Source organism: Serratia silvae, assembly GCF_023282985.1.
In the GTDB taxonomy this organism is placed as follows: domain Bacteria; phylum Pseudomonadota; class Gammaproteobacteria; order Enterobacterales; family Enterobacteriaceae; genus Chania; species Chania silvae.
In genome coordinates this window covers 145,131-165,038 of the sequence record NZ_JAGQDC010000012.1, presented here as the reverse complement: position 1 = coordinate 165,038, position 19,908 = coordinate 145,131, and the positions used below count along the sequence as shown (strand labels likewise).

Below are 19,908 nucleotides of genomic sequence, written 5' to 3'. Positions count from 1 at the left end.
CGGTAGTTCAGTTGGTTAGAATACCTGCCTGTCACGCAGGGGGTCGCGGGTTCGAGCCCCGTCCGTTCCGCCACTTATTTAAATTATGCCTGCTACTCTTAGCAGGCATAATGTTAAGCGTAATTTAGGGGCGTAGCTCAGTTGGTAGAGCACCGGTCTCCAAAACCGGGTGTCGCGAGTTCGAGTCTCTCCGCCCCTGCCATATTAGAAACCCTTTGCGAAAGCGAAGGGTTTTTTTTGCTTTCTACGTACCTAAAATTGACCGTCCTCCCGCTAACGCGTACAAAATTCCCGCCGAAATCGTTCCCAATTTAGACATTTCTAGCTGTATCTATGCACAAAATGGTTGTAATCCCGCGCTGTGATATCGCTCATCATTCCTCCCTGTATTTCAACTACACCTTATAAGCCCCACGAGTTTTTGGGCTCACTCGATGAAAGCGAATACACCCACAGCCATCTCTGTCTGACCGATTCAGGCAGAGCGAGGAGAAAAACATGGTTAAGCGTTTACTGTTAGCGGCCGCCGTAAGCGGTGTGTTGATGGGAGCGGCACAGGCTGCCCCCTTGGTTGTCGGCTTTTCTCAGATTGGTTCTGAATCAGGATGGCGTTCGGCAGAAACCAAAGTGGCGAAACAGGAGGCGGAAAAACGGGGTATTACGCTGAAAATCGCCGATGCACAGCAAAAGCAGGAAAACCAGATCAAGGCGGTGAGATCCTTTATTGCTCAGGGCGTTGACGCCATTTTCATTGCGCCAGTGGTGGCCACCGGTTGGACTCCGGTATTGCAAGAAGCAAAAGAGGCCAAAATTCCGGTCTTCCTGCTTGATCGCATGATCGAAGTGAACGATCCCTCGCTGTATACCGCAGCCGTCGCTTCTGACAGCGTCCATGAAGGGAAGGTCGCAGGCGAATGGCTAGTGAAAGCCGTTGCGGGCAAGCCCTGTAACGTGGTGGAACTACAAGGCACCGTCGGGGCCAGCGTGGCCATTAACCGCAAGAAAGGCTTTGCGGATGGTATTGCCTCTGCCGACAACGTCAAAATCATCCGTTCGCAGTCCGGTGACTTTACTCGCAGCAAGGGTAAAGAAGTGATGGAAAGTTTTATCAAGGCTGAACAGAACGGCAAAAATATCTGTGCCGTTTATGCACATAACGACGATATGGCCATTGGTGCCATCCAGGCGATCAAAGAAGCTGGCCTCAAGCCGGGTTCGCAGATCAAGGTAGTTTCCATCGACGGCGTACCAGATATCTTTAAAGCGATGATGGAAGGGGAAGCTAACGCCACGGTTGAACTGACGCCAAATATGGCAGGGCCTGCGTTTGATGCCCTGATTGCATTGAAAAAAGACGGTACACAGCCACAGAAATTTATCCAGACCGAGTCGAAACTGCTGCAGCCTGAAACGGCCAGGCAGGAATATGATATGAAGAAAAGCATGGGATATTGATCGTTAACAGGCGGAGCAGATAATGGTCACACCTCAGGCAGCATTATTGGCGATAAGCGGGTTATCCGTGGAGTTTCCAGGAGTCAAAGCGCTAGAGCAGGTTGATTTCACACTCCAGCGCGGTGAGGTGGTGGCGCTTCTGGGGGAAAACGGCGCGGGCAAGTCCACGTTGATTAAGGCATTGACCGGTGTTTACCAACGCTCCGCCGGTGAGATCTGGCTAGAAGGCACCGCGATTGCGCCACAGAATACGGCCCAGGCGCAATCTTTGGGGATTGGTACCGTCTATCAGGAAGTTAACCTGTTGCCTAATATCTCGGTGGCCGCCAATCTGTTTATCGGCCGCGAACCTACCCGTTTTGGCCTGATCGATCAAAAAACCATGTTGCGTAATGCCTGTAAGCTGCTGGAAGGCTATGGCTTACCGCTGGATGTCAGCCAGCCGCTGGGTAACTACTCTATCGCTATTCAGCAAATTGTCGCAATTGCTCGCGCCGTCGATCTCTCCGCCAAGGTGCTGATCCTGGATGAACCCACCGCCAGCCTGGATGCCAAGGAAGTCACCATGCTGCTGGATATTCTCAGCCAACTGCGAACTCAGGGAATGGGGATGATCTTCGTCACCCATTTTCTCGAACAGGTTTACCGCATCAGTGATCGTATTACGGTGTTGCGTAATGGCAAGCTGGTCGGGACCCGTGTCACCGCCGAGCTACCACGGCTCGAATTGGTGCAGATGATGCTTGGCCACAGTTTTGATGAGACGCTGCTCAAACGCAGCGAACATCAGGTCGTGCAGGCCCCGCCGTTAGTAGAGTTTAGCGGCTATGGCCGACGCGGCATGGTTGAACCTTTTGATCTGGCGATCCGGCCTGGGGAAATAGTCGGCCTGGCTGGTTTATTGGGATCGGGACGTACCGAGACGGCACAACTGATCTTCGGTATTAAGGCTCGGGATAAAGGTATAGCGAAGGTTGAGGGCAAAACGGTAGCGATCCCGACGCCCCGTAAAGCGGCTAGCCTGGGATTTGGTTATTGCCCAGAAGATCGTAAGACCGACGGCATTGTCGGCGCGGCCACGGTGAGGGAAAACATTATTCTGGCATTGCAGGCGCAACGTGGCTGGTTACGGCCTATCCCGCTACGCGAGCAAACCCGAATTGCGGAGGATTTCATCAAACTGCTGGGGATCCGCACACCGGGGCCGGAGCAGCAAATCCAGTACCTTTCCGGCGGTAACCAGCAGAAGGTGCTGCTTTCCCGCTGGCTGGCGACTAAACCCCGTTTCCTGATCCTGGATGAGCCAACGCGTGGCATTGACGTAGGGGCCCATGCGGAAATTATCCGCCTCATTGAGCGGCTTTGTGAAGAAGGGTTGGCACTGCTGGTTATCTCCTCCGAGTTGGAAGAGCTGGCAGGTTATGCCGATCGCATCGTGGTATTACGCGATAGAAAACATGTGGCGCAGCTTGAGCATGATGCCATTACGGTTCCCGCTATTATGCAGGCCATTGCTGTGCAACAGGGGGCAGCATGAACCACAGGAGTTTTCCCATGACCGGTGGACCGCGCAAAGTAAGGTGGGTAATGCCCGCGGGAGCGACGCAGTTGGGGGCGCTGGCGGTAATTTTGCTTATCGATAGCCTGGTCGCTCCCCATTTCTTTTCAATCCATATTCAGGATGGCCGCCTGTTCGGCAGCTTGATTGATATTTTTAATCGCGGTGCCCCCGTTGCGCTGCTTGCCTTGGGTATGACGCTAGTGATCGCCACCGGTGGTATTGATCTCTCCGTCGGTGCGGTGATGGCGATTGCCGGGGCAACCGCCGCTACCATGACCAGCGCTGGCTACCCATTAGCTTACATCCTGGGGGCCGCATTAGCGGTGGGGGCGTTATGTGGTCTGTGGAACGGCTTCTTGGTCGCGGTGCTGCAAATTCAGCCGATCGTCGCTACTTTGATGTTGATGGTGGCCGGGCGCGGTATCGCGCAGTTGATTACCGAAGGGCAAATCGTCACCTTTGAGAGTGAAGGATTAGCCAAGCTTGGCAGCGGTGCGCTGATGTATCTGCCGATGCCGGTGATCATTGCTGCCGTCATGCTGTTGCTGATTTGGTTACTGACACGCAAAACCGCTTTGGGGCTGTTTATTGAGGCTGTCGGTATCAATTTGCGCTCAGCACGTAATGCTGGCGTCAGTACTCGCTGGGTGATCATTGCGGTATATATCATTTGCGGCCTGTGCGCGGCGGTGGCAGGGGTTATCGTTACGGCGGATATCCGCGGTGCGGATGCCAACAATGCGGGCCTGTGGCTTGAACTGGATGCGATCCTGGCCGTGGTGATTGGCGGTGGGTCACTACTGGGTGGCCGTTTTAATCTGCTGCTTTCGGTAGTGGGGGCATTAATCATTCAAGGTATGAATACTGGCATTCTGCTTTCGGGCTATAAACCGGAGTTTAACCTGGTGTTGAAAGCGGTGGTGGTATTAGCCGTACTGCTGGTGCAATCCCCAAGTGTGTCATTACAGCGGCTGTGGCGGAGACGTAAATCATGATGAAACGTAACCTTCCCCTATTGATCACTATCGCGGTTTTCCTGCTGGGCTATGCCTTTTGCCTTAGCCAATTCCCCAGCTTTGCTTCCAGCCGCGTCTGGTGCGATCTGCTGACCGACAACGCCTTTCTCGGCATTGTGGCCGTGGGCATGACTTTTGTGATCCTTTCAGGTGGAATCGATCTTTCGGTGGGGTCAGTGATCGCCTTTACCGGTGTACTGTTGGCCAAGCTGATAGGCACTTATGGTATTGCTCCAGGTTATGCATTTGTCATTGCCTTGCTGATGGGAGCCTCATTTGGTGCGCTGATGGGCTGGATCATTGACGTGCTGAAATTACCTGCATTTATCATCACGCTGGCGGGAATGTTCTTCGTACGCGGCATGAGTTTTATCGTTTCGGAAGAGTCTTTGCCAATTGATCACCCGCTGTATGCCACGCTGGCAAACTATGCCTGGAAAGTCCCCGGTGGTGGCCGATTTACCTTATTGGCGTTGGTGATGTTGCTGGTCGTGGCGATGGGTATGATCTTGGCGCATCGCACCCGTTTTGGCCATAACGTCTATGCCATCGGTGGTAATCCGGTCTCTGCTGCGCTGATGGGAGTGCCAGTGCGGCGTACCACCATCCAGATTTACATGCTTTCCAGCACGCTGGCGGCTCTTTCCGGCATTGTCTTCTCGCTATACACGTCCGCCGGTTACGCGCTGGCTGCCAGTGGTGTCGAACTGGATGCCATTGCGGCGGTCGTCATTGGGGGAACGTTGCTGACCGGCGGCGTCGGCACCATTTTGGGCACCTTGTTTGGCGTGTTGATCCAGGGCTTAATCCAGAGTTACATCACTTTCGATGGCTCACTCAGCTCCTGGTGGACAAAAATCGTCATCGGCATCCTGCTTTTCTGCTTTATCGGTCTCCAGAAGGCGATGAGCGCCTTTTGGCAGACCAGACGGGAGAAACCCCGCCATCCACGCCTGAAGCCGTCATAGCGGCTCAGGTTGCGGTATTTAAAGGTATTATTTTCAGCAGTTGGCGGATTAACGGCTGCTGGTCGCTGTTTTGCAGCCAGACGGCATAAAGCGGGCGAATGATCGGCTGGGTGTCAGCAACAGCGATCAACTGAGGGTACTCTTTTTCCCACTGGCTGGGGAGAAATGCGCAGCCGCCGGTCGTCTCCAGCAATTGGCGCGTCAGATGTGCCGAAGTGGTGGTCAGAACGGGCACGTTATCGCCCTCAAGCATGCGGGCTTCCTGCTGGTGAAAATCGGCACCCCATTCCAGTTTGATGTAAGGCATTGGGGTTGGCCTGTCGCGAAGCGACGAGGAAAACAGCCGTAGCGAGAAGTTACCCAACAGCTGGCTGGCCAGTTCATCCATCTTTGGCGGTTCGGTAGTGATTAGCAAATCGAGCTGTCTTTCATGTAGCTGCTTCACCAAAGAATGGCGCAATGCCACTCTGGCTTCCAGCTGCAAGGCCTCCCGCTGCTGGTAGAGCGATTGTAGCCAAGGCGTTAGGTAAGCCTCCCATAGTGACGCGGTGGCACCGATAGAAAGTTCGCTGTGCTGTAGCGATCGCACCACCTCTTTCTTTGCCAGTTGCCAGGTGTTCATCAGGCTCTCGGCATAGGGTAACAGCCGCTCTCCTGCAGGCGTCAGGCGGATGTTGTTGCGGTGACGGGTGAATAAATTCGCCCCTAATTGAGTTTCAAGCTGGCGGATACGGAAACTCACTGCAGACTGCGTTAAGTACAGGGATTCCGCTGCGCGGCCAAAGTGTCGTGTTCTACTGACCTCCAAAAAGGTTTTCAGTAATTCGGTGTCCACACCTATCTCCAAAATTTTTTATCGTTAAGATTTAAATGTTTTGTTTTACACGATGTCAAGCCTATCTAATACTCCGCGCCATAAACAGCACGGCCATGAGAGAATTAGGAGCGTGTCAGATGGCGGATAGCTTCACCACCAACAGTCGTTTTTTTGATAATAAAAACTATCCTCGCGGGTTCTCCCGTCACGGCGATTTCACCATTAAAGAAGCGCAATTGCTAGAGCGTTTCGGGTATGCGTTCAACGAGTTGGATGCTGGCAAGCGCCAGCCAGCCACTGAAGAAGAGCAGTTGTTCGTTGCAGTGTGTCGCGGTGAGCGTGAACCGGTAACCGAGCAAGAAAAAGTATGGTCTAAATATCTGGCGCGCACCCGCCGCCCGAAAAAATTCCATACGCTGTCAGGTGGCAAGCCGCAGGCTGATGCGGTAGAAGACTACACTGAAAGCGACGATTGATCATCATGGGGTCATTCGGCCCCATTTTTTATTCTAGGCTGCGGTGTAGCTGCAGCAGCAGGCGATCCATACTGCGATAGCTGAGCGCTTCGCTGAGATGGCGTTTATCAATCTGTTGTTCCCCCGTCAAATCGGCCAGCGTGCGTGCCACTTTCAGGATACGATGCCAGGCTCGAACCGATAATCCCAGTTGGCTCAGCGTTTTCTCCAAAAACTCCGCTTCCGCTGCAGGCAAATGGCAATCCCGATCCACCTCGCGGTTACTCAACAGCGCATTCACCTTACCAGCCCGTGCCAGCTGCCGTTCGCGCGCCACCAGCACCCGCTGACGAACCTGTTGGCTGCTTTCCCCCGCATGGTGCTGCTTGGCCAGTACGCCTGGAGGCAGCAGTGGCACCTCAATCGATAAATCAAATCGATCGAGGAAGGGGCCGGAAAGCCTGCCGAGGTAGCGCAAGATTTGCTGTGGTGGCGTGCGGTTGTGTATGCCCTGATAGTGCCCGGTTGGGCTGGGGTTCATCGCCGCAATCAGCTGCACCCTGGCAGGGAAGCGTACCTTGGCGCTGGCGCGGGAGATGACGATTTCACCGGATTCCAGTGGCTCACGCAGCGCATCCAATACTCGCCGTTCAAATTCGGGTAACTCATCCAGAAACAGCACGCCGTTGTGCGCCATGGAGATTTCCCCTGGCCGCGGCAAGGAGCCGCCCCCAACCAGGGCAGCCATCGAAGCGCTGTGGTGCGGGGCGCGAAACGGCCGCTGGCGCCATGGCAGGGTTTCATCTGGGTGATGCAGTAAGCTGGCAACGGCGACGCTTTCCAGCGCCTCCTGGTCGCTTAACGGCGGCAGCAAGCCGTTGAGGCGGCTGGCCAGCATGGTTTTGCCGGTACCCGGGGGGCCAAGCAGCAATAGGTTGTGGCCCCCGGCTGCGGCAATTTCCAACGCTCGCTTTGCCTGCTCTTGGCCAATGACTTCCTGCAGGTCGGCAGTTTCCGTTGACGTGGCAGCCGCAGGAGGCGCTACGGCGATCGGCAGATCCCCCTTACCCTGCAAAAAAGCGCAAACCTCCAGCAAATGTTCCGCAACTCGGGTCGTGCTGTTGGGAAGCAACCCCGCCTCTTTGCCGTTGGCCGCTGCGAGGATCAGCTCACGCTTAGCCTCGGCTGCCGCTATTGCCGCCGGAATGGCGCCGTGCACCGCCCTCAATGCGCCAGAAAGCGCCAATTCACCCAGGAACTCATAGTGCGCCAACTTATCTGCGGGCAGCTGCTCTGAGGCCGCCAGAATGGCCAGCGCAATGGGTAAATCATAGCGCCCCCCTTCCTTCGGCAAATCGGCCGGTGCCAGATTGACGGTGATGCGTTTGGCCGGAAAGGTGAAGCCGTTGTTGATCAGTGCGCTGCGTACCCGGTCACGGGCTTCTTTCACCGTGGTTTCCGGCAGGCCGACCAGTGTAAGGCCGGGTAATCCGTTGCTGATATGGACTTCAACCATGACCGAAGGCGCCTGCACGCCGATCGTGGCACGGGTATAGATTACCGCCAGTGACATATTGCTCTCCTCGCTGAAGGCAACATGATGCGGGAACTGCCGGATGGCCGCGCACTGATAATCATCAAACTGCGTAGTGCTACAAAATTAAAAGTAATTTATTTCATCATGTTATTGCTATTTTTCGAGCCGGTACGCATTTCACTGTAATACCCATTAACAATTACGGGAAAGCTGAAACACATTAGCAAGCTAACCAAGTTGCAACAGCAGGGCTAATGGGTGTATTTAACAATTGTTTAAAATAAAAAATCACCTCATTAACAAAGCCCCGACCGCTACCGCACACGCTGCGGCCGCCGCTAAACCTTATGACCTCGTACTCTACGGTAGGGATAACACTATGTTTGGTTGGACTCCGCAGCAACGCAACGCGGCAATTGCCAGCTTTGCAAGCTGGACGCTCGATGCTTTCGATTTCTTTGTGCTGGTCTTCCTGCTCAGCGATATTGCTCAGGCTTTTCAGGTAGGGATGGAAGAAGTCACCCTGGCGATCCTGCTGACGCTGGCGGTGCGCCCGATTGGTGCGCTTATCTTTGGCCGTGCGGCGGAAAAGTATGGCCGTAAACCGATCCTGATGTTGAATATCGTGTTTTTCTCGGTATTTGAGCTGTTGTCGGCGGCCGCTCCTTCTTTGACCGTTTTTCTGTTGCTGCGCGTGCTTTACGGCGTGGCGATGGGGGGCATCTGGGGCGTGGCTTCTTCGCTGGCGATGGAAAGCATCCCAGACCGTTCGCGTGGACTGATGTCCGGTATCTTCCAGGCAGGGTATCCGTTTGGCTATTTGCTGGCGGCGGTGGCCTACGGGCTGCTGTTTGAAGTGGTCGGCTGGCGCGGCATGTTCGTGATCGGGGCCGCACCTATCCTGTTGCTGCCCTTTATCTACTTCTGTGTGGAAGAGTCGCCGGTGTGGTTGGCGGCGCGGGCACGCAAAGAAAGCACTGCCTTACTGCCAGTGCTGAAGAGCCATTGGAAGCTGTGTCTCTATCTGGTACTGCTGATGGCGGCGTTTAATTTCTTCTCTCACGGCACCCAGGATATGTATCCGGCTTTCTTGAAAATTCAACACGGTTTCGATCCTAAAACCGTCAGTATCATCGCCATTAGCTACAATATTGCCTCCATTATCGGCGGTATTTTCTTTGGTGCCCTGTCGGAAAGAATTGGTCGTAAGAAAGCCATTATTATTGCGGCCCTGCTGGCGTTACCGGTGATCCCGCTGTGGGCATTCGCCAGCGGTTCGCTGATGCTGGGGCTGGGGGCATTCATGATGCAATTTATGGTGCAGGGCGCGTGGGGGGTTATCCCAACCTACCTCAACGAACTGGTGCCAGCGAATACTCGCGCGGTGCTGCCGGGGTTTGTTTACCAACTGGGTAACCTGATTGCTTCGGTGAATGCCACCTTGCAGGCCACGATTGCGGAACATCATGGGCAAAACTACGGTCTGGCGATGGCGATGATCGCCGGGACGGTGGCGATCGTGATCGCGGTGCTGGTGTATTTTGGTAAGGATACGCGCGGTAAAGCGATCGCGGTGGAAAGTAAAGCGCCTGGTGCCGGTGTTAACGTTTGAATTTAATGCACTTTGTTGCAGCGTTGACCAGGCGGTGCCGAATAATAACGCAAAAAAGTGTTGTCATGTTACCGGCTGCTATGGTAACTCTGTAGGTATTAGTTCGAAACGAGCACAGTGAAAAACCCGATTATGAAAGCCCTAGCCCAAGTGATTAGCCTAGTCGTGATTAGCGTGGTGGTGATTATTATCCCACCGTGCGGGGCTGCACTTGGACGAAGAAAGGCTTAGAAAACAAGCCGGAATCGCAAGATAACCCCCGCACCCAAAAGGTTCGGGGGTTTTTTTATGCCAAGAAAATGTGAACAAGGAGCAGAGAATGACCAACAGAATAAAATCCTGCATTTCCCGCAGCAAGGCGGGGAAATAACCATGAATGGTGCTCAGTGGGTAGTTCAAGCGTTGCGTGCACAGGGGGTAGACAAGGTATTCGGCTATCCCGGTGGTGCGATCATGCCGGTCTACGATGCGTTGTATGACGGCGGGGTTGAACATCTGCTGTGTCGTCATGAGCAGGGTGCGGCGATTGCGGCTATTGGCTATGCCCGTTCCAGCGGCAAAGTTGGCGTCTGTATCGCCACCTCTGGCCCTGGCGCGACCAACCTGATCACCGGGTTGGCGGATGCGCTGCTGGACTCGGTGCCAGTGGTTGCGATCACCGGTCAGGTAGGCTCTGCGCTTATCGGTACCGATGCTTTTCAGGAGATCGATGTTCTGGGCCTGTCTCTGGCCTGTACCAAACACAGTTTCCTGGTGGAGTCGCTGGAAGCGCTGCCAGGGATCATGGCAGAGGCTTTTGCCATCGCCACCAGCGGCCGCCCAGGCCCGGTACTGATCGACATCCCGAAAGACATCCAACTGGCGCTGGGCGATTTGCCTCCTCATCTGATGCCGGTAGAAGACCCGTTTGAACATCCTACGGCGGAGCTGGCTATGGCCACGCAGCTGCTGGCACAGGCGCAGAAGCCGATGCTGTATGTGGGCGGTGGCGTGGGGATGGCGCAGGCAGTCCCGGCATTACGGGAATTTGTCGAGCTGACGCAAATCCCAACCGTGGCGACCTTGAAAGGCCTGGGCGCGCCGGATGCCAACCATCCGTATTATCTCGGCATGTTGGGTATGCATGGCACCAAAGCTGCCAACTTTGCCGTGCAGGAGTGTGATTTGCTGATCGCCGTGGGCGCACGTTTTGACGACCGGGTGACCGGCAAGTTGAACGCCTTTGCGCCGCAGGCCAAGGTGATCCACATGGATATCGATCCGGCGGAAATGAGCAAGCTGCGTCAGGCGCATGTAGCCCTGCAAGGGGATCTGAAAACGTTGCTGCCAGCGCTGCAACAGCCAATGCAGATCGCCCCTTGGCTGCAACGGGTGGTGGAGCTGAAAGAAACCCACCCTTGGCGTTACGACCATCCGGGCCAACCGATCTATGCTCCGTTGCTGCTCAAGCAACTGTCTGAACGTAAACCGGCCAATACCGTGGTGACCACCGACGTGGGCCAGCACCAGATGTGGACCGCGCAGCACATGAGCTTTGAACGCCCAGAGAACTTCATTACTTCCAGCGGGCTGGGGACGATGGGCTTCGGTATCCCCGCAGCGGTAGGTGCGCAGATGGCGCGCCCGGAGGACATGGTGATCTGCGTGTCTGGGGATGGTTCCTTCATGATGAATGTGCAGGAGCTTGGCACCATCAAACGCAAACAGTTACCGCTGAAGATCGTGTTACTGGATAACCAGCGTTTAGGGATGGTTCGCCAGTGGCAGCAACTGTTTTTTGATGGGCGTTACAGCGAAACCAACCTCTCCGATAACCCCGATTTCCTGATATTGGCCAGCGCCTTCGGCATCCCCGGCCAACGTATTACCCGCAAAGACCAGGTCGCAGACGCGCTCGATACCTTGCTTAACAGCGAAGGGCCTTATCTGCTGCAGGTTTCCATTGATGAACTCGAGAACGTCTGGCCGCTGGTACCGCCGGGCGCAGGCAACGAAACCATGTTGGAGAAAGTATCATGATGCAGCATCAACTCTCGATCCAGGCCCGCTTCCGCCCTGAAATGTTAGAGCGCGTATTGCGCGTTGTCCGTCACCGTGGCTTCCAGGTCTGTGCGATGAATATGGCTTCGGGCAGTAATAGCGGCGATATTAATATTGAATTGACCGTTGCCAGCCAGCGCCCTGTGGATTTACTGTCATCTCAGTTAAGCAAACTGATGGATGTCTCCAGCGTTGAGATCCAGCAACAATCATCACAACAAATACGCGCCTGATTGCGCAGAAGGAACAGAACAATGACGAAGAAAGCCGATTATATCTGGTTCAATGGTGAGATGGTTCCCTGGGCCGATGCCAAGGTTCACGTAATGTCGCATGCGCTGCATTATGGGACTTCGGTATTTGAAGGAGTTCGCTGCTACGACTCCCATAAAGGCCCGGTAGTATTCCGCCACCGTGAACATATGCAACGTCTGCATGACTCGGCCAAAATTTATCGCATGCCGGTAACGCAAAGCGTCGATGAGCTGATGGAAGCCTGCCGTGCCACGCTGCGTAAAAACAATCTGGTCAGCGCGTATATTCGTCCTTTGGTGTTTGTTGGTGATGTTGGTATGGGCGTTAACCCACCGGCTGGCTATAAAACCGACGTGATTATCGCGGCGTTTCCTTGGGGCGCGTATCTGGGTGAAGAAGCGCTGGATCAAGGTATCGATGCGATGGTTTCTTCCTGGCACCGTGTGGCACCGAACACCATTCCTACCGCGGCGAAAGCCGGGGGTAACTACCTTTCTTCACTGCTGGTGGGCAGCGAAGCACGCCGCCACGGCTATCAGGAAGGTATCGCGCTGGACGTTCACGGCTACATCTCTGAAGGTGCAGGCGAAAACCTGTTTGAAGTGAAAGACGGTGTGCTGTTTACTCCACCGTTCACCTCTTCCGCTCTGCCTGGTATCACGCGCGACGCGATTATCAAGCTGGCAAAAGACATGGGCTTCGAAGTGCGCGAGCAGGTGCTTTCCCGTGAGTCTCTGTACCTGGCGGACGAAGTGTTTATGTCCGGCACCGCGGCGGAAATCACGCCGGTGCGCAGCGTGGATGGCATTCAGGTGGGGATCGGCAAGTGCGGCCCAATTACCAAGCAGATCCAGCAGGCGTTCTTTGGCCTGTTCAGCGGAAAAACCGAAGACAAGTATGGGTGGCTGGACCCAGTTAACCAATAATTTATCCGTCGTCTTTCAAACTGCAGCGTTGTTATCTGCGCTCACTCACCCCTGTCGCTTACTAAAAGTAAGCTCCAGGGGATGAGTGAGCTTGCCGCCTAGCTGCAGTTCGAAATCCATAGGGTAAAAATAGCAGATCAGACACGACTAGACGGGTGGTTCGTTCGCCATCCGTAAAATGACTATTTTTTGGAGTGAAGAGCATGCCTAAGTACCGTTCCGCCACCACCACCCACGGCCGCAACATGGCGGGTGCCCGCGCATTATGGCGCGCGACCGGGATGACCGACGCCGATTTCGGCAAACCGATTATTGCGGTGGTCAACTCCTTCACCCAGTTTGTGCCGGGCCATGTGCACCTGCGCGACCTGGGCAAGTTGGTTGCAGAACAGATCGAAGCCTCCGGCGGCGTTGCCAAAGAGTTCAACACCATTGCGGTGGATGATGGGATCGCCATGGGCCACGGCGGCATGCTTTATTCTCTGCCGTCGCGCGAGCTGATCGCCGACTCGGTGGAATATATGGTGAATGCCCACTGTGCTGATGCGATGGTGTGTATCTCCAACTGTGACAAAATCACCCCAGGGATGCTGATGGCGTCACTGCGCCTGAATATTCCGGTGATCTTCGTTTCCGGCGGCCCGATGGAAGCCGGTAAAACCAAGCTTTCCGACAAAATCATCAAGCTGGATCTGATCGATGCAATGATCCAGGGTGCCAACCCGAACGTCAGCGACGCCGACAGCGCGCAGATCGAGCGTTCCGCTTGCCCAACCTGCGGTTCGTGCTCCGGGATGTTTACCGCCAACTCCATGAACTGTCTGACCGAAGCGTTGGGCCTGTCCCAGCCGGGTAACGGCTCACTGCTGGCGACCCACGCCGATCGTAAAGACCTGTTCCTGAACGCCGGTAAGCGCATCGTTGAACTGACCAAGCGTTACTACGAGCAGGACGATGAGAGCGCACTGCCACGCAGCATCGCCAACAAGGCCGCGTTCGAAAACGCCATGACGCTGGATATTGCGATGGGCGGCTCCACCAATACCGTGCTGCACCTGTTGGCGGCAGCGCAGGAAGGCGAGATCGACTTCGCCATGGCGGATATTGATCGCCTGTCCCGCAAAGTGCCGCACCTGTGCAAGGTGGCGCCAAGCACTCAGAAATACCACATGGAAGACGTACACCGTGCCGGTGGCGTACTGGCCATTCTTGGCGAGCTGGATCGCGCTGGGCTGATGAACCGCGATGTGGATAACATCCTGGGGATGAAGCTGCCAGAGACTCTGGAAAAGTACGACATCATGCTCACCCAGGATGAGGCCGTGAAGAAAATGTTCCGCGCAGGCCCGGCAGGTATCCGTACCACCCAGGCATTCTCTCAAGACTGCCGTTGGGACACCTTGGACAACGATCGCGCAGATGGCTGTATCCGTTCATTGGAAAACGCATTCAGCCTTGAGGGTGGCCTGGCGGTACTGTATGGCAACATGGCGGAAGACGGCAGTATCGTTAAAACCGCAGGTGTGGACCAAGACAACCTGACCTTCCGTGGGCCAGCCAAAGTTTATGAGAGCCAGGATACGGCCGTTGAGGCGATCCTGGGTGGCCAAGTAGTGGCAGGCGACGTAGTGGTGATCCGCTACGAAGGGCCAAAAGGCGGGCCGGGCATGCAGGAAATGCTCTACCCAACCACCTATCTGAAATCCATGGGGCTGGGTAAAGCCTGTGCGCTGATCACCGATGGCCGCTTCTCTGGCGGCACCTCCGGTTTATCCATTGGTCACGTTTCGCCGGAAGCGGCCAGCGGTGGCCTGATTGCGCTGGTGGAGGAAGGGGACATGATCGATATCGATATTCCGAAACGTAGCATGGTGCTGGATGTGCCGGAGAGCGTACTGGCTGCACGCCGTGAGGCGGAACTGGCACGCGGTGATGCGGCCTGGACACCGAAAGCGCGTGAGCGCCAGGTATCTTATGCGTTACGTGCTTACGCTACGCTGGCCACCAGTGCCGATAAAGGCGCAGTGCGGGACAAGAGCAAGCTGGGAGGCTAACCACCATGGCGGTATCACAACCCCTATCCGATGCCCCCTGCGGCGCGGAATATTTGCGAGCGGTGCTCCGCTCGCCGGTTTACGAGGTGGCTCAGGTCACCCCGCTACAGACAATGGGCAAGATCTCTGCGCGCCTCGGCAATACCATTCTGGTGAAGCGCGAGGATCGCCAGCCGGTGCACAGCTTCAAGCTGCGTGGGGCTTACGCGATGATCGCCAGCCTGGATGAAGAGCAGAGGGCGCGTGGCGTGGTCACGGCCTCTGCGGGCAATCATGCCCAGGGCGTCGCCTTTTCCGGCAACCGTTTGGGGATCAAAACCCTGATCGTGATGCCGGTGTCGACGGCGGATATCAAGGTTGATGCGGTGCGGGGCTTCGGCGGTGAAGTGTTACTGCACGGTGCCAACTTTGACGAAGCCAAGGTCAAGGCGATTGAGCTTTCGCAGCAGCAGGGCATGACCTTCGTGCCTCCGTTCGATCACCCGGCAGTGATTGCTGGGCAGGGCACTTTGGCGATGGAGCTGTTGCAGCAGGACGCGCACTTGGATCGGGTGTTTGTCCCGGTTGGCGGTGGCGGTCTGGCGGCCGGAGTGGCGGTGCTGATCAAGCAGCTTATGCCGCAAATCAAAGTGATTGGCGTGGAAGCTGAGGATTCGGCCTGCCTGCGCGCAGCGCTGGATGCCGGGCAGCCGGTCGATTTGGCGCGCGTCGGGCTGTTTGCCGAAGGTGTAGCGGTCAAGCGCATCGGTGATGAAACCTTCCGCTTGTGCCGTGAATACCTGGATGACGTGATCACCGTAGACAGCGATGCGATCTGCGCAGCGGTGAAAGATCTGTTCGAAGACGTGCGGGCCATCGCCGAACCTTCTGGCGCACTTGCGCTGGCGGGGCTGAAAAAATACGTGCAGCAGCACAATCTTCAGGGAGAGCGGCTGGCCCATGTGCTTTCCGGTGCCAACGTGAATTTCCACGGCCTGCGCTACGTTTCCGAACGCTGCGAGCTGGGCGAACAACGCGAAGCGCTGCTGGCAGTGACCATTCCAGAACAGAAGGGCAGCTTCCTGAAGTTCTGCCAACTGTTGGGTGGCCGCTCGGTAACTGAGTTCAACTATCGCTATGCCGATGCTGACAACGCCTGCATCTTTGTCGGTGTCCGCCTGACCAGAGGCCATGCCGAGCGGCTGGAAATCATCGATGAGCTGAACCGTGATGGCTATCAGGTGGTGGATCTGTCGGACGATGAGATGGCAAAACTGCACGTACGTTACATGGTCGGCGGGCGGCCTTCGAAACCGTTGCGTGAGCGTCTGTACAGCTTTGAGTTTCCGGAGTCACCGGGCGCATTGCTCAAGTTCCTGCAAACGCTGGGCACGCACTGGAATATTTCGCTGTTCCACTACCGCAGCCACGGCACCGATTTTGGTCGCGTGCTGGCGGGGTTTGAGCTTTCGCAGACCGAGCCAGAGTTTGAGCAACACCTGCAGGCGTTGGGTTACGACTGCCATGATGAGACCGACAACCCGGCCTTCCGGTTCTTCCTGCAGGGCTAACATCGGCGACAAGGATAGCGTATGAGTAATGAGTTCACCGGGTTCAGCCAACAGGGGCTGGACTTCCTGCAACAGGTGCGGATCGAGAACGACAAAGAGTGGTTTGACGCCAATCGAGGCGTGTATGATCGTGAGCTGTTAACGCCGTTCCGTTCGCTGGTGGATGCGCTGAGTCCTGCGATGCTGATGATTGACCCGCAGTTTGAAACCCGTCCGGCCATTGGCAAAACGCTGTCGCGCATTCATCGCGACACGCGTTTTTCCCATGATAAATCCCGCTACCGTAGCCGTATGTGGCTGACCTTCAAGCGGCCAAGCAAAGACTGGAAGCAGGCACCGGTATACTTCTTTGAACTGGGGCCGGACATGCTGCGTTATGGCCTGGGCTATTACAGCGCCGACAAAGCCACCATGGATCTGTTTCGCCATACCTTGCTGCGCAGACCACAGCCGTTTTTGGAGGTGGCCGCGTGCTGCCGTGCGCCGTTCGAGCTGGTGGGGGAAAGCTATAAGCGCCCGCGAGTGTTGGAGCAGGCACCGGAGATTGCCACTTGGTACAACCGCAAATCCTTTGCGGTGATGGCCACAGATAATCAGGTGGAAAAGCTGTTCAGCGCCGATCTGGTCGCTACCCTTACGCAGAGTTTCCAGCAGTTGGAGCCGCTGTACCAGTGGCTGATGCAGGTGGAAGCGATGAAGCAGATCGACCCCGCAGACCTATGAATACCCGTCGTCTTTCAAGCCACAGCGTTGTTGGCTGCACATAGCTATTCGGCCCATCCGTGGGCCTCACCCCTTCGGGGCCGCTGTGTACAGCGTTCAAATCTGTTCCCGACAGATTTGTCACCCCAGTCACTTACCCAAAAGTAAGCTCCTGGGGATGAGCGAGCTGGCCGCCTAGCTGTGACTTGAAATCCATAGGGTATTATTAAGTTGTGATAAACAACCTCATTGAGTTTTGAGTGGGAATCGCACTTCTATTCACAAAAGTTGCCAGAACGCCTCAATCAGCGGTTCGTTGAGGCGTTTTTTCGGCACGCAGACCCCCAGTTCGAACGGTTCGACCATCGAGATATTCTCCAACTGAGAAATGCGGTTGCGAACCGGCTCCGGGCTGTTGTCTACCACCACGCTGGGGATCAGCGCGATACCGCAGCCTAATGCCACCATCGAAACAATCGCCTCATGCCCACCGACGGTGGCGTAAATCAGCGGATTGGTGATGTGCTGGCGGCGGAACCACAGTTCGATGCGTTTTCGTGACGGGCCATGCTCCGGCAGGATAAACGGCATATTGGCCCAGTCTGGCTGCTCGGCAAAAGCCTGCGTTCTTACTGCACACGGTAGAGCGGGAGCAATCAGCACCAGCGGGATCTCGCCGATTTGGGTGAAGGCAACGCTGGTGGGGAGGGTTTCAGGCCGCCCGGCGATACCAAGATCGGCCTCGTTGGACTGCACTCTGTCCACTGCATCGGCGGCATCACCCGTGGTCAGCTTGATTTCAACCAGAGGATGCTGGGCACGGAAGCGATCGAGGATCGGCGGCAGATGGCTGTAAGCGGCAGTGACCGAGCAGAACAAACGCAGTTCGCCGCTCAGCGATGGGCCGTGCTGGCCAAGCGAATGTTTCAACTGCTGATACTGCAGCAGCGTTTGTTGAGCAAACACTTTCAGCTGCTCGCCGGCATCGGTCAGCTCTACGGTGCGGTTATCACGCAGAAACAGCGGTTGCCCAAGCGTTTCTTCCAGCCGTTGGATCTGGCGGGAAAGCGTGGAGGGGCTGACGTGCATCGCCTTGGCTGTGCGGCCAAAGTGATGGCTTTCAGCCAAGTGAAGGAACAGCTTGAGATCACGTAAGTCCATAATCAGTACGCTCGCAGCGGGGTGTTGCAGAAATTGCAACGTCACGTTCGTAATATATCAATTTAAGCAACGCAATTCCTGTTATACATTGGTTTCAACGGGTCCCGTACCGACAGGGTTGGGATGAGAATAATATTGCACGACACAACATTAACTGGAGCATCACCATGGCTAACTATTTCAACACATTGAACCTGCGTCAGCAGTTGGCGCAATTGGGTAAGTGCCGTTTCATGGCGCGTGACGAATTTGCGGATGAAGCCGGTTACCTGAAAGGGAAAAAAGTGGTGATTGTCGGCTGTGGTGCTCAGGGTCTGAACCAGGGTCTGAACATGCGTGATTCCGGCCTGGACGTGGCTTATGCGCTGCGTAAAGAAGCGATTGCCGAGAAGCGTGCCTCATGGCGCAAAGCCACCGAGAACGGCTTCAAGGTGGGCACTTATGAAGATCTGATCCCGCAGGCCGATCTGGTAGTTAACCTGACTCCAGACAAGCAGCACACCTCCGTAGTTCGTGCCGTACAGCCGCTGATGAAAGACGGTGCTGCGCTGGGCTACTCCCACGGCTTCAACATCGTTGAAGTTGGTGAGCAGGTTCGTAAAGACATCACCGTCGTGATGGTTGCACCTAAGTGCCCAGGTACCGAAGTGCGTGAAGAATACAAACGTGGCTTTGGTGTGCCAACGCTGATCGCGGTTCACCCGGAAAACGATCCAAAAGGCGAAGGCATGGCGATTGCCAAGGCATGGGCAGCAGCCACCGGCGGCCACCGTGCAGGCGTGCTGGAATCTTCCTTCGTGGCAGAAGTGAAATCTGACCTGATGGGCGAGCAGACCATCCTGTGCGGTATGTTGCAAGCGGGTTCTCTGCTGTGCTTCGACAAGCTGGTATCTGAAGGTACCGACCCAGCTTACGCAGAAAAACTGATCCAGTTCGGCTGGGAAACCATCACCGAAGCGCTGAAGCAGGGCGGCATCACCCTGATGATGGATCGCCTGTCCAACCCAGCGAAACTGCGTGCCTATGCACTGTCTGAGCAATTGAAAGGCATCATGGCTCCGCTGTTCCAGAAGCACATGGACGACATCATCTCTGGCGAGTTCTCCAGCGGTATGATGGCAGACTGGGCCGCAGACGATGTGAAACTGCTGACCTGGCGTGAAGAGACCGGCAAAACCGCTTTCGAAACCGCGCCACAGTTTGAAGGTAAAATCAGCGAGCAGGAATACTTCGACAATGGCGTACTGATGGTAGCAATGGTGAAAGCGGGCGTTGAGCTGGCCTTCGAAACCATGGTGGATTCAGGCATCATCGAAGAATCTGCTTACTACGAATCACTGCATGAGCTGCCGCTGATCGCCAACACCATCGCACGTAAGCGTCTGTATGAAATGAACGTGGTGATCTCCGATACCGCAGAATACGGTAACTACCTGTTCTCTTATGCGGCGGTACCGTTGCTGAAAGAGTTCATGACCACTCTGCAGGCGGGCGATCTGGGTAAATCTGTTGCTGGTACCACCGTTGACAACGCGCAGCTGCGTGACGTGAACGAAGCGGTGCGCAACCACCCAATCGAATCCGTTGGCCGCAAACTGCGTGGTTATATGACCGATATGAAACGTATCGCGGTAGCCGGCTAAAACCCGTACCAATTGGGTCGAATGCGAGGTATGAAACCGTAGGGGCAGCTGTATGCTGCGCCCATTCAGATCGGCTCGATTTACCGGACCAACTAAAAAGGCCAGCATAGTTGCTGGCCTTTCGCATTTTTGGGCCTGGTGTGGCGCACTGCGCCT

The 19,908-nt window shown here is 55.7% G+C and carries 17 protein-coding genes and 1 tRNA gene; 15 read left to right on the top strand and 3 right to left on the bottom strand.

Annotated elements, in window-relative coordinates; translation table 11 throughout:
- Positions 1-126 precede the first annotated feature (126 nt).
- The 5 genes from KAJ71_RS15590 to yjfF all read left to right on the top strand — a co-directional run bounded on the left by KAJ71_RS15590 (position 127) and on the right by yjfF (position 5,000).
- A tRNA-Trp gene (locus tag KAJ71_RS15590) sits at positions 127-202 on the top strand.
- 296 nt (positions 203-498) lie between these two features.
- The gene (gene ytfQ, locus KAJ71_RS15585; RefSeq protein WP_021807362.1) at positions 499-1,455 is read left to right on the top strand and encodes a galactofuranose ABC transporter, galactofuranose-binding protein YtfQ; all 957 of its coding nucleotides are present in this window, start codon (positions 499-501) and stop codon (positions 1,453-1,455) included.
- A 22-nt stretch (positions 1,456-1,477) separates the two neighbouring features.
- Entirely contained in the window at positions 1,478-2,992 is a 1,515-nt protein-coding gene (gene ytfR, locus KAJ71_RS15580) for a galactofuranose ABC transporter, ATP-binding protein YtfR (RefSeq protein ID WP_248946576.1), read from the top strand.
- On the top strand, positions 2,989-4,011 hold the full coding sequence (gene ytfT, locus KAJ71_RS15575) for a galactofuranose ABC transporter, ATP-binding protein YtfT (protein WP_311295014.1): 1,023 nt from the start codon (positions 2,989-2,991) through the stop codon (positions 4,009-4,011). Before ytfR ends, ytfT begins: the two co-directional genes overlap by 4 nt.
- A complete protein-coding gene (gene yjfF / locus KAJ71_RS15570; protein ID WP_248946574.1) occupies positions 4,008-5,000 on the top strand; it encodes a galactofuranose ABC transporter, permease protein YjfF in 993 nt (330 codons plus the stop codon). The genes ytfT and yjfF overlap by 4 nt, the downstream gene beginning before the upstream one ends.
- 4 nt (positions 5,001-5,004) lie before the next feature.
- Here the strand turns inward: yjfF and hdfR are convergent, their stop codons facing one another.
- Positions 5,005-5,835, bottom strand: coding sequence for an HTH-type transcriptional regulator HdfR (gene hdfR, locus KAJ71_RS15565; protein WP_248946573.1), 831 nt, complete (start codon positions 5,833-5,835; stop codon positions 5,005-5,007).
- Between the two features lie 119 nt (positions 5,836-5,954).
- Between hdfR and KAJ71_RS15560 the strand changes: the two genes are divergently transcribed.
- Positions 5,955-6,293: a MaoP family protein gene (locus KAJ71_RS15560; protein ID WP_021181829.1), complete on the top strand. Its 339-nt coding sequence runs from the start codon at positions 5,955-5,957 to the stop codon at positions 6,291-6,293.
- A 28-nt stretch (positions 6,294-6,321) separates the two neighbouring features.
- Here KAJ71_RS15560 and KAJ71_RS15555 read toward each other — a convergent pair whose 3' ends face one another.
- Entirely contained in the window at positions 6,322-7,845 is a 1,524-nt protein-coding gene (locus KAJ71_RS15555; protein WP_248946572.1) for a YifB family Mg chelatase-like AAA ATPase, read from the bottom strand.
- Between the two features lie 343 nt (positions 7,846-8,188).
- On the opposite strand from KAJ71_RS15555, the gene KAJ71_RS15550 reads away from it, so the two are divergent.
- The 8 genes from KAJ71_RS15550 to KAJ71_RS15515 all read left to right on the top strand — a co-directional run bounded on the left by KAJ71_RS15550 (position 8,189) and on the right by KAJ71_RS15515 (position 16,969).
- The gene (locus tag KAJ71_RS15550) at positions 8,189-9,421 is read left to right on the top strand and encodes an MFS transporter (protein WP_248946571.1); all 1,233 of its coding nucleotides are present in this window, start codon (positions 8,189-8,191) and stop codon (positions 9,419-9,421) included.
- Between the two features lie 132 nt (positions 9,422-9,553).
- Positions 9,554-9,652 carry an ilv operon leader peptide gene (ilvL, locus tag KAJ71_RS15545; protein ID WP_071681478.1) on the top strand — a complete coding sequence of 33 codons (99 nt, stop codon included), beginning with the start codon at positions 9,554-9,556 and terminating at the stop codon, positions 9,650-9,652.
- A gap of 141 nt (positions 9,653-9,793) precedes the next feature.
- Positions 9,794-11,440 carry an acetolactate synthase 2 catalytic subunit gene (ilvG, locus tag KAJ71_RS15540; protein ID WP_248946583.1) on the top strand — a complete coding sequence of 549 codons (1,647 nt, stop codon included), beginning with the start codon at positions 9,794-9,796 and terminating at the stop codon, positions 11,438-11,440.
- A complete protein-coding gene (gene ilvM / locus KAJ71_RS15535) occupies positions 11,437-11,694 on the top strand; it encodes an acetolactate synthase 2 small subunit (protein WP_248946570.1) in 258 nt (85 codons plus the stop codon). Before ilvG ends, ilvM begins: the two co-directional genes overlap by 4 nt.
- 21 nt (positions 11,695-11,715) lie before the next feature.
- Complete coding sequence (gene ilvE, locus KAJ71_RS15530; protein ID WP_021181823.1) at positions 11,716-12,642, top strand: branched-chain-amino-acid transaminase; 927 nt, start codon at positions 11,716-11,718, stop codon at positions 12,640-12,642.
- Between the two features lie 203 nt (positions 12,643-12,845).
- The gene (gene ilvD, locus KAJ71_RS15525; RefSeq protein ID WP_248946569.1) at positions 12,846-14,696 is read left to right on the top strand and encodes a dihydroxy-acid dehydratase; all 1,851 of its coding nucleotides are present in this window, start codon (positions 12,846-12,848) and stop codon (positions 14,694-14,696) included.
- Positions 14,697-14,701: 5 nt separating this feature from the next.
- A complete protein-coding gene (gene ilvA / locus KAJ71_RS15520) occupies positions 14,702-16,246 on the top strand; it encodes a threonine ammonia-lyase, biosynthetic (protein ID WP_248946568.1) in 1,545 nt (514 codons plus the stop codon).
- 21 nt (positions 16,247-16,267) lie between these two features.
- Positions 16,268-16,969: a DUF2461 domain-containing protein gene (locus KAJ71_RS15515; protein WP_248946567.1), complete on the top strand. Its 702-nt coding sequence runs from the start codon at positions 16,268-16,270 to the stop codon at positions 16,967-16,969.
- Positions 16,970-17,227: 258 nt separating this feature from the next.
- Here KAJ71_RS15515 and ilvY read toward each other — a convergent pair whose 3' ends face one another.
- Positions 17,228-18,109: an HTH-type transcriptional activator IlvY gene (gene ilvY, locus KAJ71_RS15510; protein ID WP_248946566.1), complete on the bottom strand. Its 882-nt coding sequence runs from the start codon at positions 18,107-18,109 to the stop codon at positions 17,228-17,230.
- Between the two features lie 167 nt (positions 18,110-18,276).
- Between ilvY and ilvC the strand changes: the two genes are divergently transcribed.
- A complete protein-coding gene (gene ilvC, locus KAJ71_RS15505) occupies positions 18,277-19,752 on the top strand; it encodes a ketol-acid reductoisomerase (protein ID WP_021181818.1) in 1,476 nt (491 codons plus the stop codon).
- Positions 19,753-19,908: the final 156 nt, after the last annotated feature.